Here is a 15,220-nt window from a genome sequence, read left to right as displayed (position 1 = left end):
TTAGCGCTGTGCTTCTTTAGTTTGCTGTCTCGCGCTGCGCCTGCCACTGATGCCAGCCGCGGGCTCGCAGGTCGCAGGCGGGGCAGGTGCCGCAGCCGTAGCCCCAGTCGTGCAGCGTCTCGCGCGTGCCCTGGTAGCAGGTGTGGGTGTCGCGCCGGATGAGGTCCACCAGGGTGTCGCCACCCAGGTCGTGGGCCATTTGCCAGGTTTGGGCCTTGTCTATCCACATCAGCGGCGTTTCGATGCGCAGGCGCCGCTCCAGGCCCAGGTTCAGGGCGAGCTGCATGGCCTTCATGGTGTCGTCGCGGCAGTCGGGGTAGCCGGAGTAGTCGGTCTCGCAGACGCCGGTGACGATCACCGACAGGCCGCGCCGGTAGGCCAGCGCGCCGGCCAGGGTCAGGAACAGCAGGTTGCGGCCGGGCACGAAGGTGTTGGGCAGGCCGTCGGCCTGCATGGCGAAGGCCACGTCCTCGGTCAGGGAAGAACCGCCGATCTGTTGCAGCACGTCCAGCGAGAGGACATGGTCATCGCCCAGGCGCGGAGCCCATTGGGGAAAGTCCCTGGCCAGCCGCTCGCGCACCTGCTGGCGCACCTGCATTTCCACGCTGTGGCGCTGGCCGTAGTCAAAACCCAGGGTCTCGACCCGCTCGTACAGCGACAGCGCCTGCGCCAGGCAGGTGGTCGAATCCTGGCCGCCGGAAAAAAGGACCAGCGCAGCCTTGTGGCGCGCCGCTGGCGCCTGGGGAGAAGAGCTATCGTTTTGCATGGCACGCATTAGAGCGCGCCCAGGCAGCGCCCGGCTCCTACATGGGTTTTCCTGCCATGCTTGCTAAGCTGGAGGGCCTATCGCGGAGGTTGCGGCCATGCTCACGCTCTATATCGGCAACAAGAATTATTCATCCTGGTCCATGCGCCCCTGGGTGCTGATGCGCCAGGCCGGCATTGCTTTCGAAGAGGTCATGCTGCGCTTTGACAGCTTCGAAGAGCAGTCCGCCTTCAAGCAGCGCGCCCGCGCGCTCTCGCCCTCGGGCCGCGTGCCCGTGCTCATGGATGAAGGCATGGCCATCTGGGACAGCCTGGCCATCTGCGAGTACCTGGCCGAGAAATTTCCTGAAAAGCACCTGTGGCCCACGCTGGCGCTGAACCGCGCCCGCGCGCGCAGCCTCTGCGCCGAGATGCACAGCGGCTTCGGCGCCCTGCGCTCGCTGTGCCCGATGAACATCGAGGCCCAGCTGCCCGAGGTCGGCGCGCGGCTATGGGCAGAGAACACCGCACTGCGCGACGATGTGCAGCACCTGTCCGAGCTGTGGCAACCGCTGCTGTCCACGGCCAGCGGCCCCATGCTGTACGACCAGTTCAGCATCGTCGATGCCTTCTTCGCCCCCGTGTGCATGCGCCTGGCGACCTATGAGCTGCCCGTGGCACCGGCCATCGACGCCTATGTGCGCCGCGTGCGCGCCCTGCCGGGCGTGCAGGACTGGGTGCAGGGCGCACTGGCGGAGCATGATTTCCGGCCGTTCGAGGAGCCGTACCGCACGGCTGCGGCGAGCTGAGTGCCGCCTGTCTGCCGCCTGTCAGAACGGCTCGGCCAGCAGATGCACCAGGCTGTGCACGCCGTCGAAGCAGTTGCCCAGGCCGTACCATTGCGGGATGAGCGAATTTCAGGTGTACATGGTGGGCGGCGCGGTGCGCGACCGCCTTCTTGGGCGGGCCGTGCATGACCGCGACTGGGTCGTGGTAGGCGCCACGCCCGAGCAGATGGCCGAGCGCGGCTTCATGCCCGTGGGACGGGACTTCCCCGTCTTCCTGCATCCCGAAACCCATGAGGAGTACGCCCTGGCGCGCACCGAGCGCAAGAGCGGGCCGGGCTATCGCGGCTTCGTCGTCCAGGCGGCGCCCGACGTCACGCTGGAGCAGGACCTGGCCCGGCGCGACCTGACCATCAACGCCATGGCCGCCCCGCCGGACTGGGATGGCAACGGCGCCATCGACGACCCCTACGGCGGCCAGGCCGACCTGCAGGCCCGGGTGCTGCGCCATGTGACCGACGCCTTTCGCGAAGACCCGGTGCGCATCCTGCGCGTGGCGCGCTTTGCGGCACGGTTCCACGAATTCACTGTGGCACCGGAAACCATGGCCCTGATGCAAGAGATGGTGGCCGCCGGCGAGGTGGATGCCCTGGTGCCCGAACGCGTCTGGCAGGAGATCAGCCGGGGCCTGATGGAGCGCCAGCCCTCGCGCATGTTCGAGCTGCTGCGCGAATGCGGTGCGCTGGCCGTGCTGCTGCCCGAGCTGGAGCGCCTGTGGGGCGTGCCCCAGCGTGCCGAATACCACCCCGAGGTCGATACCGGCGTGCACGCCATGATGGTGCTGGACATGGCCGCGCAGCTGGACACCCCGCTGCCCGTGCGCTACGCCTGCCTGGTGCACGACCTGGGCAAGGGCACGACACCGGCCGATGTGCTGCCGCGCCACATAGGCCATGAGCACCGCAGCGCCCGCCTGGCCGAAAAGGTGGGCGAGCGGCTGCGCGTGCCCACCGACTGCCGCGAACTGGGCGACGTGGTGGCGCGCGAGCACGGCAACATCCACCGCAGCGGCGAGCTCAACGGCGCCGCCATCGTGCGCCTGCTGGAGCGCTGCGACGCCATCCGCAAGCCCGCGCGTTTCGAACAAGCCCTGGCGGCCTGTGAATGCGACGCGCGGGGGCGCCTGGGTTTCGAGGACCGGCCCTACCCCCAGCGCGCCCGCCTGCGCGATGCGCTGTCTGCCGCGCTGTCCATCTCCACCTCGGACATCGCGGCCCAGGCCGCCGCGCGCGGCAAACAGGGCAAGGCCATAGGCGAGGCCGTGCAGGCAGCGCGCGCCCAGGCCGTGGCCGATTGGCTGGCGCAGGCGGCCTGACGCAAAGACCGCCACACACGGGGATCAGGCTCGCGCCACGGGCAGGACCAGTCGCAGGCACACGGGCTGCTCGCCTCCTGCCGTCAACAAGGCCACGTTGCCGCCCAGCCGCTCGGCGATGCGCCGCACCAGGTAAAGCCCCAGCCCGGCGCCGGGCCGGTGTTGGGCGTTGCGGCCACGGTAATACCTTTCGAACAACTGGTCCTGGTCTGCCTTGGCAATGGGCTCGGAGGGATTCGAGACCTGGATCTCCAGACCCTCGCCATGCCTGGTCACGTCCAGGCGCACCGATTCGCCCTCGGGCGTGTGGCGGTCTGCATTGGCCAGCAGATTGCGCAGCGCGATGCGCAGCAGGCCGGCATCGGTGATCAGTTGCTGCGTGCCCCCGCCCAGTTGGCAGACGATGCGGCCGGGCGCAAAGTCCAGGCACAAGCCATCCACCAGCGCATGCAGGTCGCAGGGCTGCAGGCGTGGCTCGGCATGGGGCTGGGGTTCGGCCATGCGGTCGTCGGCCAGGCAGTCGTCCACCAGCGCCAGCAGGCGCTGGGCGGCTTCGCGGATGTTGCGGCTGCGTGCCAGCGTCTTGTCGGGCGGTGCCGCCAGATTGCGCGCCAGTTGCTGCGCACTGGTCAGGATGATGGCCAGCGGTGTGCGCAGTTCGTGCGAGACCATGGCGACAAAGTCGCGCTGCTCCTGGCGGACCCTGCGTTCCAGCACCAGCGCCTCGCTGAGTTCACTCTCGCGCAACTGGCGCTGCACAAGCTCGGCCTCCAGCAGCACCTGCTCCCGCTCTCGGACGCGGCGCCGGTGCTCGTATCCGCCGATGATCCAGCCGCTGAGCAGCAGCATGTGCGCCATGGTGCCCAGCGCGGACGCATGCGTGGACACCAGCGCGGTCAGCGCGTTCATGGGCAGCCAGCCCAGGTTGCGCAGGAAAGAGATCAGCACACCGGCATAGAAGATGCCGAACGCCAGCATGAAAAACCGTGCCGGAGCATGGCCGCGCCGCCACAGCCAAAGGGCGAGCGCGAGAAAGCCCAGGGCCAGCGGCAGGGTCATGGCCTGCACCGGGACCATGCCCGCCGAGTAGTGCCCCGACACCACCAACAGCATGCAGCACAGGCTGAACAGCCACAGCAGCGGCGCCATCTGGCGCACCAGCCGCGGATACAGCGACGCCAGATCCAGCTGCCTGCAGGCCAGTTGCATGGAGATCGCCAAAGCGGCGGCAATGCCGCATCCCAGCAGGCGGTCGCTCCAGAACCCCGGCAGGCCCGTCAACTGCTGCACCAGCCCCAGCGATACCACCTCATTGAGCACGCAGACGCTGAGATAGGCCAGGAACAGGCCGCTCAAGGGAGCCCGCGTGCCCAGCCAGAACACCAGCTGCACGCCGATCAACAGCAGGTACAGCCCGAAATACAGGCCGAACGACAGGGCCTCGCGCCGCGTGTGGTTGTCGAACGCCAGTCGCTGCCACAGATCGATGCGGGTGACGAGCGCGTTGCGCGCGCGCAGGCGCACCAGCAACTCGTACGCCCCTGCGGCAGGGGGCTCGAACTGGAATGCCGGACTGCGGTAGTCCACCGGCCAGGCGTGGCGCGGCACTTCCTCGCCGCTGCGCCCCAGCAGCTGCCAGGGGCCACCGGATCTGCGCACGTGGACCTCCACCTCGTCCAGCAGGGCATTGCCCAGCAGCAGCATCCAGCTGCCGGGCTGCTCCACCTGCAGCGGCATGCGCAGCCAGACCGCCGCCTGCGTGAAACTGGCGTTCAGGTGCCCGGGCAGCGGCTGCCATCCGGGGGCGGCGTCGGCCTGCCCGGCGTCGAGCAGGCCAGCGGCGTCATCGAGCCGCTGCCACCGACCGGCTGTCTCCAGCATGGGCACATCGGGGTTCAGCAGGAGCGCCTGGGCCTGGGTCAGCAGCGGACACAGCAGCCAGGCCAGCAGCAGGAGGGTTGCACGGTAATATCGCATCGGAGGTCCACCACAGGGCCGCCAGCGTACACCAGCCTCCCGGCCCCGCCGCTCAGCCCCCTTCCCCCATGCTTGATGTGATCCTGCTCGAAGACGAGCCCGTGCTGCGCCATGAACTGGGTGAATTCCTGGAGGGCCTGGGCTACGCGCCGCAATGCGTCGCCAGCCTGCAGGAGTTCGACCGCCACTTCGACGCCCGTCGCCACCGCCTGGCCATCATCGACATCGGCCTGCCCGATGGCAGCGGCCTGGCCCTGATCCAGCGCCTGCGCCAGCAGGGCCAGCAACTGGGCATCATCGTGTTCAGCGCGCACAACACCAGCTCCAACCGTATCGACGGCCTGGAAAACGGAGCCGACCACTACCTGGGCAAAGGCTGTGATCTTGACGAACTGGAGGCCACGCTGGCCGCGCTGGTGCGCCGCCTGGGCCTGCAGCAGCGCCAGGCGCGCTGGCTGTTGCAGCTGGGTCCGAGCCGCCTGCTGCCCCCATCGGCCCCGCCGATCGCGCTCTCCCAGCAGGATCTGCTGGTGCTGCACTGCCTCATGGGCCAGGCAGGCACCGAGGTGAGCCGCCGAAGGATCGTGCAGGCCCTGGGCGGCGACTACCTGGTCTACGACCAGCGCCGCCTGGACACGCAGATGCGCCGGCTGCGCCGCAAGGTGGAGGAGGCCTGCGGCCAGCAGCTACCCGTCAAGACGCTGCGCAACAGCGGCTATTGCTTCTACCAGCCGGGCGAAGTGCAGGCCTGAGGGCAGGCCTGAAGGCGCGCGGCCTTGCGGGCCCGCAGACAAATCAGACGACCGAACGCACCCACCGCACGATCTCGCCGGCTGGCAGGGCGCCGGAGACACGGGCGATCTCGCGTCCTTCCTTGAACACCACCATGGTCGGGATGCTGCGGATGTTGTAGGGCGCGGCAGCCTGGGGATGGGCTTCGGTATCGAGCTTGGCCAGTTGCACGCCGGGCGCCAGCGCCTGCGCCGCCTGCTCGAAGGCCGGCGCCATCATGCGGCAGGGGCCGCACCAGGGCGCCCAGAAATCGACCACCACCGGCACCTGGCTGCGCCCCACATGCCTGGCAAAGCCTTGTGCATCCAGCGCCACGGGCTGGCCGGTGACCAGCGGCTGGTGGCAGCTGCCGCAGTCAGGCGCGCTGCCGAGCTGGTCGGCCGCAATGCGGTTGGTGGTGTGGCAATGGGGGCAGACGAAATGCAGCTTGTCGGACATGGGCGGCCTCTTGTTCGGAAGTCATGGGGCAATGCCTGCATATACGGGCGACGCGCCCGTGCTTCAAGCCATGCTCAGACCAGCTTGGCGATCAGGGCGGCAATTACGCTGAGCAACACGGTGCTGGCAATGGGCAGGAAGATCACGCGGCCGAACAGGCGAAAGCGGAAATCGCCCGGCAGGCGGCCCAGACCTATGCGCTCCAGCCAGGCGTGCAGCCCATTGAACAGCAGCAGGGCCAGGAAGATGACGAGGAGCCAGCGGATCATGGCGCCGAGTGTACGGCGGCGGCGCGTCATGGGCAGGACATATGAACGTCCTACATTGGGAAAGTCCCGTGGCGGGAGGCTTCGGGACCATTCGCGACAAGCCCCCTTCTTCCATGGCTCCATGCCGCAACAAGACGACCCCACCATGCAATACACATCCAGGCGCCTTCTTCTCGCCATCCTGCCTGCCGCCCTGCTGGCTGGCTGCGCCAGCGCTCCGGCCCCCACCACGGCAGCCGCAGCGTCGGGCGCCATCGACAACAGCGCCCTGCAGCGCGGCGATTTCCGCGCCCACCAGGCCACCTATGGCCTGGTCTACCGCCTGCCGGCCGATGCCACGGCCATCATGGACAGCCAGGTCACGCCCGTGGTGCACGAGCAGTTGCTGCGCCTGAAGCTGGTGGCCGAGGCCAACACCTTCAACCTGCCCCATGTCACCGTGGTGCATATCCACAGCGCCGACCCGTCCACACCGCGCAAGATGCTGGCCGCCCTGCCGGCATTGCCGCCCGTGCTGCAGGACGTGCACCTGAAGAATTTCTACACCACCGAGGCCGCCAAGGGCGCCGGCAAGCCGTGGTGGCTGGACCTGGGCATCGTCAAGTCCGGCCCGGCCTACGAGGCCATGATGGACTTCAACACCCGCGCCACCGCCGCCATGGCGCCGCTGCGCGACGGCCCGCTGCCGCGCGTGACGGGGCCCGTCTATGCCCGCATGAACGATTCGGCCAAGGCCATGGTGCAAAGCGTGGGCGTCAGCGGCATCAACCAGGTGCAGGCCGGCAAGCAGGTGCGCAGCCACAATCCGCACAACACCCTGGTCTACAGCGAAGCCGCCTTCACGCCCGAGATCGAGCGCGCCATGGGCGAGACGGCCGCGCGCCTGAACCGCATCCTGCCCGGCGGCTTCACGACCACGTTCGAGAACCTGTCCATCGTGGAGCTGGGTTTCTCGGGCAACGTCACGCGCGAGATCTACCGCATCAACCTCAAGGACCAGACGGCCTACGAGGTGAGCAACGGCCGCAGCGTCCAGCGCTGAGGCCGGGGAGGGGCTCTGGCCGACGGCTACAGCCGGTGCGTGCGGTCGCCGCGCACAAAGCCCATGGCGTCCCAGGGCTCCACGCCCTTGGCCAGGCCGATGACCTTGAACAGCTCGCCCATCTCGTGCTCCATCATCAGCTTGGTGGCCATGGCGCGCGGCCCCTGGGCCAGCGCGTCAAGCTTGGGCCCCAGGCCGCAGTTGATGAGGAAGTGGGCCTGCGAGGTATAGCCCAGTACCTCGAAACCCGCCTCCTGCGCGGCCACGGCCGTGCCCGTGAAGTTCACGTGGGCGGTGATGTCCTTGAGGCCGACCTCGGCCAGCGGGTCGTCGTCCACCTTGTGCAGGCGGTGGCAGACCAGGGTGCCCATGTGGCGCTGCGGGTGGAAGTACTCGGACTCGCCGAAGCCGTAGTCGATGAAGAAGGCAGCGCCGCGCGCCATGCGCTCGCCCAGCGTGCGGATGAAGGCCTCGCCCTGCAGATGGATCTCGGTCAGGTAGTCGTGCTCGCCCTCGATCTCCATGGGCGGGCGCAGCGGCGTGGGCCGGTCTTCCCAGCCCAGGCTGCCGTCCGGCTGCAGCACCACGCCGCGCTCGTGCCAGACACCTGCCTTGCGCACCAGCAGCTGCACGGGCATGGCGTCCAGCACCTCGTTGCCGATGACCACGCCTTCGAGCCGATCGGGCAGGGCATCGGCCCAGTGCACCAGTCCTTCGTACTTCACCAGCCTGAGCTGCTGGCGCGCGCGCAGCGTGCCCGACAGATCGACGATGGTGTAGCGGTCCGGCCGCACGCCCAGCGCGGCCAGCTCGTCCAGCACCTGCAGCGCCAGCGCGCCCGTGCCGGCACCGAATTCCCAGACTTCGCGGGTATGCGTGCGCTGCAGCGCCTCGGCCACCTGGGCGGCCAGCAGTTGGCCGAAGACCGGGGACATCTCGGGCGCGGTCACGAAATCGCTGCCCGACGATGGCATCAGCCCGAACTTGGCGGTGTCGTTGGCGTAGTAGCCCAGGCCCGGCTCGTACAGCGCCAGGGCCATGAAACGGTCGAAAGCCAGCCAGCCTCCAGAGGACGCAATCTCTTGCGCAACACGGGATTGCAGGGCGGCCGTTAAAATTGAGGGTTCTGTCGTCACGATCCGTACATTGTCCTCGAATGTCCACACCTGCCCGAACACGCACCGTTTTGGTGACCGGCGCGGCCCGCCGCCTGGGGCGCGACATCGCGCTCGCGCTTGCCAGCGCCGGCTGGCAAGTGGCCGTGCACTACCGCGACTCGCACGACGAGGCGCTGGAGACGGCCTCCGCCTGCGCTGAACTGGCCGGCGACAGCGCCGCCCTGGATGCCGATTTCTTCAACGAGGACTCGGTGCGCTCCCTGGTGCCGCGCGCCGTGGCGCACTTCGGCCACCTGGATGCGGTGGTCAACAACGCCTCGCTGTTCGAGCATGACGATGCCGGCAGCTTCAGCTACGTGGCCCTGGAAGCCCACCTGCGCAGCAACACCGGCGCGCCCATCCTGCTGGCCCAGGCGCTGCATGCCCATATCGAGGACCGCGTGGCGGCCGGCGAGGAGCATGCCAGCGGCGCCGTGATCAACATGCTGGACCAGAAGCTCTGGAACCAGAACCCCGATTTCCTCAGCTACACGCTGTCCAAGGCGGCTCTCGAGGCCGCCGGCACCATGCTGGCGCTGGCGCTGGCCCCGCGCGTGCGCGTCGTCGGCGTGGCCCCCGGCCTGACGCTGACCAGCCACATGCTGAGCCAGGAACGCTTCGAGTCGCTGCACCGCCTCAGCCCGCTGGGCCGCTCGTCCAGCGCGGCCGACGTGGCCGCCACCGTGTGCTTTGCGCTGGACAACCAGTCCATCACCGGCACCACCTTGCTGGTCGATGGCGGCCAGCACCTGCAGCGCTTCGAGCGCGACTTTTCCATGATGTAGGCGCCTGCGCGCGCCACCCCAAACACTCCACGGCTTTTCCCCATGCACTCCGCCACCGGACAACAGATCCTGACGCTCACGGGTTTGCGCTTCGACGCCAACCTGGGCATCCTCGCCCACGAAAAACAGATGCCCCAGCCCATCCAGGTCGATGCCGAGCTGAGCCTGGGCTCCCAACCGCTGGCGCCGCGCGACGACGACATCCTGCATGTGCTGGACTACCGCAAGGTGCGCCAGATCATCATCGACGAGTGCACGGCCGAGCATGTGAACCTGCTGGAGAGCCTGATCGGCAAGCTGGCCCAGCGCCTGATGCAGCTGCCCGGCGTGCTGGGCGTGCGCGTGAAGATCGCCAAGCTGGAAATCTTTGAAGACTGCGAAGTGGCCATTCGCATAGAAACCGGACAATGGTGAACCCCATGAATGCAGTGACCGACAACCCCTGGCTGGCCGAAGAGGCCGCCGCCGAAGCCCCCGCCGACACCGCAGGCAGCAACCGCATCAAGATCGAGCGCGAGCAGGTCAAGCTGGAAAAGCGCCTGTGCCGCGAGGTGGGCCGCGCCATCACCGACTTCAACATGATCGAGGAAGGCGACAAGATCATGGTCTGCATGTCGGGCGGCAAGGACAGCTACACGATGCTGGACGTGCTGCGCAAGCTGCAAAAGCGCGCGCCCGTCAAGTTCGAGCTGGTGGCCGTGAACCTCGACCAGAAGCAGCCCGGCTTTCCCGACCATGTGCTGCCCGAGTACTTCAAGAGCATCGGCGTGGACTACCACATCGAAACGCAGGACACCTACAGCGTGGTCAAGCGCGTGGTGCCCGAGGGCAAGACCACCTGCGGCCTGTGCTCGCGCCTGCGCCGCGCCATCCTGTACAAGGTGGCCGACGAGCTGGGCTGCACCAAGGTGGCCCTGGGCCACCACCGCGACGACATCGTGCAGACGCTGATGCTCAACATGTTCTACGGCGGCCGCATGAAGGGCATGCCCCCGAAGCTGGTCTCGGACGACGGCAAGCATGTGGTGATCCGCCCGCTGTGCTACGTGCCCGAGAAGGACACCGTCCGCTGGGCCCAGTACCAGAACTTCCCCATCATCCCCTGCAATCTCTGCGGCAGCCAGGACGGCCTGCAGCGCGTGGCCGTGGGCGAGCTGCTGCGCGAGTGGGACAAGAAATTCCCGGGCCGCGTGGAAAGCATGTTCCGCGCCATGGGCCACATCGTGACCACGCACATGATGGACCCCGAGCTGCACGACTTCAAGAACGCCAAGGCCACCGGCATTGCCGACCCCAACGGCGACATGGCCTTCGACCATGAAGAGATGCCTGTCTCCGCATCGCTGCCCGGCCTGCAGGTGGTACAACTGTCGTCCTGACGGCTGAACCTATAACAATCGCCCCACTCCAACCAAGGCCCGTGCAAACGGGCCTTTTTTCGACCAAGGAGTACACCATGAAGCTGCGCTGCATCCATGTCCTGGCCATCGTGGCCACGGCCTTGCTCACGGGCTGCGCCAGCGTGCGCGAAGTCCAGAGCACCGTCCAGAGCTATTCCACGCTGGGCGCCCTGCCCGCGCCGCCCACCTATCGGCTGGAAGTGCTGCCCTCGCAACGCGAGGCGCAGACGCACTTCGCGGCCATCGAATCCCAGGCCCAGCAGGCCTTGGGCCGCGTGGGCCTGCAGCGCGACGACTCCCGGGCCAGCCTGATCGTGCAGATCGGCGCCGACGCCCGCTACGCGCGCGACTACGCCGCCTGGCCCTACTACGACCGCTGGGGCGGCCCGCGCTGGGGCTGGGGCCTGGGCTACGGGCGCGGCTGGGGCATGGGCTTTGGCGGCAGCTTCATGTTCGACGGCCCGCCGCTGGAGTACTACCGCGCCGTCAGCATCGTGATGCGCAACGCCACCACGCAGCAGATCGTCTACGAGACCTCGGCCCAGCGCCAGGATGTGTGGACCGACGACCCGGCCATCTTCGGCATCCTGTTCGACGCCGCGCTCACCGGCTTCCCCAACCCGCCCAAGGGCTCGCGCGTGGTGCGCACCACCATCGGACCGGTGCAGCAGGGTGGCGCGCCGGCGCAGCCGCCGGCTCCGTCGGCACCCGCTGCAGTCCAGGCCGCACCGGCAACGCCAGCACCCGCCCGGTAAGCCATCGCGCGTCCCAAAAGCAAAGGCCTGCATCCGCAGGCCTTTTTTGCATGGTGATGGCGCTTGAAGCAGTGCCTCAGTGCACATGCTCCATATCCGGCACGGCCGCCATCAGCGCGCGCGTGTACGCATGCTGCGGCGCATCGAGCACGGCGCCGGCCTCGCCGGCCTCGACCAGGCGGCCGCGCTGCATGACGCCGATGTCGTCGCACATGTGGCGGATCACGGCCAGGTTGTGGCTGATCAGCAGATAGGTCAGGCCGAACTCCTCCTGCAGGTCGCGCATGAGGTTGAGCACCTGGGCCTGGACCGAGACGTCCAGCGCCGAGGTGGGCTCGTCGCAGATGATGAATTCGGGCCGGCTGGCCAGGGCGCGCGCGATGGCGATGCGCTGGCGCTGCCCGCCCGAGAACTGGTGCGGGTACTTGCGCGCATCGTCGGGCTTCATGCGCACGCGGCGCAGCGCCTCCTGCACGCGCTCGGCCGTCTCGTCCTTGCCGGCCGTCAGGGCCAGCACCTGCAGGGGCTCGGCAATCAGCTCCTGCACGGTCCAGCGCGGGTTCAGGCTGGCATACGGGTCCTGGAAGATCATCTGGAAGCGCCGGCGCATGGCCACGGTCTGCGCGGCCGGGCTCCACTTGTCCACGCCATCGAACAGCACGGTGCCGCTGGTGGGCGGCGTCAGCCCCGCCACCATGCGCGCCACCGTGGATTTTCCCGAACCGGACTCACCGACCAGGCCGAAGGTGGAGCCCCTGCGAATGGAGAAGCCGACGCCGTCCACGGCCTTGAGGATCTTTTTTTCCTCGCGCGCCAGCAGCCGGGCCAGCCAGCCGCTGGACAGGTTGAACTCCTTGCACAGATCCCTGACTTCCAGCAGGGCAGCCGCGGGCTCCTGCGCACCGGCCCTGGGCTGCCAGGGCACGGCGGGCGCGGCCGGGCCGCCGCCCACCTCGGGCACGGGCAGGCGCTGCACGCGGTGGTGCACGCTGGGAATGGCGCCCATCAGCACCTGGGTGTAGGGCTGCTGCGGCGCGTCCAGCACCTGGCGCACGGGGCCGGTTTCCAGCACGCGGCCCTGGTACATGACCATGACGCGGTCGGCCGTCTCGGCGATGACGCCCATGTCGTGGGTGATCAGCATGGCGGCCGCGCCGCGCTCCTTGCACACGCGGCGCAGCAGGGCAATGATCTGCGCCTGCACGGACACGTCCAGCGCCGTGGTGGGCTCGTCGGCAATGATGAGCTCGGGCTCGGCGCACAGCGCCAGGGCGATGGCCACGCGCTGGCGCATGCCGCCCGAGAACTGGTGCGGATACTGGGCCATGCGCTCGCGCGCCTGCGGGATCTCCACCTCTTCGAGCAGGGCCAGCGCGCGCGCCTCTGCCTCCTTCTCGGAGACAGGCAGATGGGTGCGGATGGTCTCCACCAGGTGCCGGCCCACGGTGTAGACCGGGTTCAGGCTGGTCAGCGGGTCCTGGAAGATGGAGCCTATGCGCCGGCCGCGTATGCGCCGCAGGTCCTCGCCGCGCAGCGTGTCGATGCGCTCGCCGCGCAGCTGCACCGTGCCGGCCGAGATGCGGCCCGGCGGCTCGATCAGGCCGATCACGGCGGCGCCAGTCATGGACTTGCCCGCGCCCGACTCTCCCACCACGCCCAGGATCTCGCCGGGCGCGATGTCGAAGCTCACATCGTCCAGCACCTGCACGGGGCCCTTGTAGGTGTCGAAGGTGACGGACAGGCCGCGAACGCTCAGCACCGGGGGCTGTGCAGGGGGCTGCCCGGATTCTTGTGTCGTGCTCATTGCAGCTTGGGGTTCAGTGCGTCGCGCAGCCAGTCGCCGACGAGGTTGACGGACAGCGCCAGCGCCAGCAGCACCAGCGAGGGGAACAGCAATATCCACCACTCGCCCGAGAACAGGAAGCCCTGGCCGATGCGGATCAGCGTGCCCAGCGAAGGCTGGGTGGGCGGCAGGCCCACGCCCAGGTAGGACAGCGTGGACTCGGCCACGATGGCATGCGCGAAGCTGATGGTGGCGATGACCAGGATGGGCGCCAGCAGGTTGGGCAGGATGTGGCGCACCAGGATGGCCACGCGGCTGCGGCCTATGAGCTGGGCGGCCAGCACGTAGTCCTTGTGCTTTTCCACCATCACCGCGCCACGCACGGTGCGCGCGTACTGCACCCAGTCGGACAGGCCGATGGCCACGATGATCACGAAGACCGCCATGTCGTCGCGGTAGCCCTCGGGCAGCAGGCCGCGGGCGATGCCGAAGACCAGCAGCGCCACCAGGATCACGGGAAAGGTCAGCTGCACATCGGCGATGCGCATCATCAGCGTGTCGAACCAGCCGCCCGCATAGCCGCAGACCAGGCCCAGGGGCACGCCGATCAGCAGGGACAGCCCCACGGCCGACACGCCCACCAGCACCGACATGCGCAGCCCGTAGAGGATGGCGCTCCACACATCGCGGCCCTGGTCGTCCGAGCCCAGCGCGTACAGCGTGCCGCTGGTGCCCGCCTGGCCCGGCGGCGTGAAGGCATCCATCAGGTCCAGATTGGCCGGATCGAAGGGGTTCTGCCAGGCCAGCCAGGGCGACAGCAGCGTGGCCGCCACGATCAGCGCCAGCACCAGCGCCGCCGCCTGCACCAGGCGCGAGCGCGCAAAGGCGCGCTTGACCGGCGAGTCGCTGGCGCGCCAGCCCGTGGGAGGGATTGCTTGTTTGGCGGAATCGGTCATCGGTTTCTCAAGCGGGGGTCCACGATCACGTACAGGAAATCGACGAGCAGGTTGATGCCCACGTACAGCAGCGCGATGAACATCAGGTAGGCGGCGATCAGCGGCACGTCCACGCCCTGGATGGAGGAGATGAACAGCAGGCCCACGCCGGGCCACTGGAACACGGTCTCGGTGACGATGGCAAAGGCGATCAGCGAGCCGATCTGCAGGCCCGCGATGGTGATCACGGGAATCAGGGTATTGCGCAGCGCATGGCCGAAGTACAGGTCGCGCTCGCGCAGCCCGCGCGCGCGGCCGAAGCGCATGTAGTCGGCGCGCAGCACCTCCAGCATCTCGGCGCGCACCAGGCGCATGATCAGCGTCATGTTGTAGAAGCCCAGCGTGATGGCCGGCAGGATCAGCGCCGACCAGCCCGAAGCCGTCAGCAGCCCGGTCTCCCAGCCGCCCAGCTTCACCGTCTCGCCGCGCCCGAAGGACGGCAGCCAGCGCAGCTCCACGGCAAACAGGTAGATCAGGGCGATGCCGATCAGGAAGGTGGGCAGGGACACGCCCACCAGCGACACCGTCATGATCGAGCGGCTCAGCCAGCCCTCTCGCCGTATGGCCGTGTACACGCCCAGCGCCACGCCGATGACCAGGGCGAACAGCGCCGCCGTCATCGCCAGCTCCAGCGTGGCGGGCAGGCGCTCGGCAATGATCTCGGTCACGGGGCGCTTGAGCCGGTAGGAGATGCCCAGGTCGCCCTGCAGCACCTTGCCCACGTAGCCCAGGTACTGCAGGGGCACGGGCTTGTTGAAGCCCAGGCTTTCCGTCAGCGCCTCGCGCTCGGCAACCGTCGCGTCCTCGCCCAGCAGGCTGATCGTGGGATCGCCGATATGGCGGAACACCATGAACGAGACAAAGGAAACGGCCAGCAGGACCAGGGCGGACTGGCCCAGCCGGCGCAGCAGATGGACCAGCAT

16 protein-coding genes are annotated in these 15,220 nt (G+C 68.4%); 8 read left to right on the top strand and 8 right to left on the bottom strand.

The window, feature by feature from the left end:
• Positions 1-16: 16 nt before the first annotated feature.
• Positions 17-766, bottom strand: coding sequence for a 7-cyano-7-deazaguanine synthase QueC (queC, locus tag A9976_RS17960; protein WP_183020126.1), 750 nt, complete (start codon positions 764-766; stop codon positions 17-19).
• 97 nt (positions 767-863) lie between these two features.
• Between queC and A9976_RS17955 the strand changes: the two genes are divergently transcribed.
• Together A9976_RS17955 and A9976_RS17950 are read left to right on the top strand one after the other, a co-directional pair.
• Positions 864-1,553 carry a glutathione S-transferase family protein gene (locus tag A9976_RS17955; protein ID WP_183020125.1) on the top strand — a complete coding sequence of 230 codons (690 nt, stop codon included), beginning with the start codon at positions 864-866 and terminating at the stop codon, positions 1,551-1,553.
• Between the two features lie 97 nt (positions 1,554-1,650).
• Positions 1,651-2,904 carry a multifunctional CCA addition/repair protein gene (locus A9976_RS17950; RefSeq protein ID WP_183020124.1) on the top strand — a complete coding sequence of 418 codons (1,254 nt, stop codon included), beginning with the start codon at positions 1,651-1,653 and terminating at the stop codon, positions 2,902-2,904.
• 24 nt (positions 2,905-2,928) lie between these two features.
• Here the strand turns inward: A9976_RS17950 and A9976_RS17945 are convergent, their stop codons facing one another.
• A complete protein-coding gene (locus A9976_RS17945) occupies positions 2,929-4,881 on the bottom strand; it encodes a sensor histidine kinase (RefSeq protein ID WP_183020123.1) in 1,953 nt (650 codons plus the stop codon).
• Between the two features lie 68 nt (positions 4,882-4,949).
• Here A9976_RS17945 and A9976_RS17940 point away from each other — a divergent pair, with 68 nt between their 5' ends.
• Positions 4,950-5,633, top strand: a complete 684-nt coding sequence (locus A9976_RS17940) for a response regulator transcription factor (RefSeq protein ID WP_183020122.1) — start codon at positions 4,950-4,952, stop codon at positions 5,631-5,633.
• 43 nt (positions 5,634-5,676) lie between these two features.
• Here A9976_RS17940 and trxC read toward each other — a convergent pair whose 3' ends face one another.
• Both trxC and A9976_RS17930 read right to left on the bottom strand, forming a co-directional pair.
• Positions 5,677-6,111, bottom strand: coding sequence for a thioredoxin TrxC (gene trxC, locus A9976_RS17935; protein WP_183020121.1), 435 nt, complete (start codon positions 6,109-6,111; stop codon positions 5,677-5,679).
• Positions 6,112-6,185: 74 nt separating this feature from the next.
• A complete protein-coding gene (locus A9976_RS17930) occupies positions 6,186-6,380 on the bottom strand; it encodes a DUF2905 domain-containing protein (protein WP_012203183.1) in 195 nt (64 codons plus the stop codon).
• 145 nt (positions 6,381-6,525) lie between these two features.
• On the opposite strand from A9976_RS17930, the gene A9976_RS17925 reads away from it, so the two are divergent.
• The gene (locus tag A9976_RS17925) at positions 6,526-7,422 is read left to right on the top strand and encodes a hypothetical protein (protein ID WP_183020120.1); all 897 of its coding nucleotides are present in this window, start codon (positions 6,526-6,528) and stop codon (positions 7,420-7,422) included.
• A 26-nt stretch (positions 7,423-7,448) separates the two neighbouring features.
• On the opposite strand, the gene A9976_RS17920 is transcribed toward A9976_RS17925, so the two are convergent.
• The gene (locus tag A9976_RS17920) at positions 7,449-8,462 is read right to left on the bottom strand and encodes a class I SAM-dependent methyltransferase (protein WP_183020119.1); all 1,014 of its coding nucleotides are present in this window, start codon (positions 8,460-8,462) and stop codon (positions 7,449-7,451) included.
• 116 nt (positions 8,463-8,578) lie between these two features.
• Between A9976_RS17920 and A9976_RS17915 the strand changes: the two genes are divergently transcribed.
• From A9976_RS17915 to A9976_RS17900, 4 genes are all read left to right on the top strand, one after another.
• A complete protein-coding gene (locus A9976_RS17915; protein ID WP_183020118.1) occupies positions 8,579-9,364 on the top strand; it encodes an SDR family oxidoreductase in 786 nt (261 codons plus the stop codon).
• A 42-nt stretch (positions 9,365-9,406) separates the two neighbouring features.
• Positions 9,407-9,778: a dihydroneopterin aldolase gene (locus A9976_RS17910; RefSeq protein ID WP_183020117.1), complete on the top strand. Its 372-nt coding sequence runs from the start codon at positions 9,407-9,409 to the stop codon at positions 9,776-9,778.
• Entirely contained in the window at positions 9,772-10,743 is a 972-nt protein-coding gene (gene ttcA / locus A9976_RS17905; RefSeq protein ID WP_183020116.1) for a tRNA 2-thiocytidine(32) synthetase TtcA, read from the top strand. Before A9976_RS17910 ends, ttcA begins: the two co-directional genes overlap by 7 nt.
• 77 nt (positions 10,744-10,820) lie before the next feature.
• Complete coding sequence (locus tag A9976_RS17900; RefSeq protein ID WP_183020115.1) at positions 10,821-11,519, top strand: DUF4136 domain-containing protein; 699 nt, start codon at positions 10,821-10,823, stop codon at positions 11,517-11,519.
• 76 nt (positions 11,520-11,595) lie between these two features.
• Here the strand turns inward: A9976_RS17900 and A9976_RS17895 are convergent, their stop codons facing one another.
• The 3 genes from A9976_RS17895 to A9976_RS17885 are packed head-to-tail and all read right to left on the bottom strand — an operon-like array spanning position 11,596 to position 15,220.
• A complete protein-coding gene (locus A9976_RS17895) occupies positions 11,596-13,323 on the bottom strand; it encodes an ABC transporter ATP-binding protein (RefSeq protein WP_183020114.1) in 1,728 nt (575 codons plus the stop codon).
• Entirely contained in the window at positions 13,320-14,258 is a 939-nt protein-coding gene (locus A9976_RS17890) for an ABC transporter permease (RefSeq protein ID WP_012203172.1), read from the bottom strand. The genes A9976_RS17895 and A9976_RS17890 overlap by 4 nt, the downstream gene beginning before the upstream one ends.
• Positions 14,255-15,220, bottom strand: a complete 966-nt coding sequence (locus A9976_RS17885) for an ABC transporter permease (RefSeq protein WP_012203171.1) — start codon at positions 15,218-15,220, stop codon at positions 14,255-14,257. The genes A9976_RS17890 and A9976_RS17885 overlap by 4 nt, the downstream gene beginning before the upstream one ends.

Origin of the sequence: Delftia sp. UME58 (genome assembly GCF_014170385.1) — a bacterium.
GTDB classification, from domain to species: domain Bacteria; phylum Pseudomonadota; class Gammaproteobacteria; order Burkholderiales; family Burkholderiaceae_C; genus Comamonas; species Comamonas acidovorans.
This window is presented reverse-complemented; position numbering and strand designations above follow the sequence as displayed.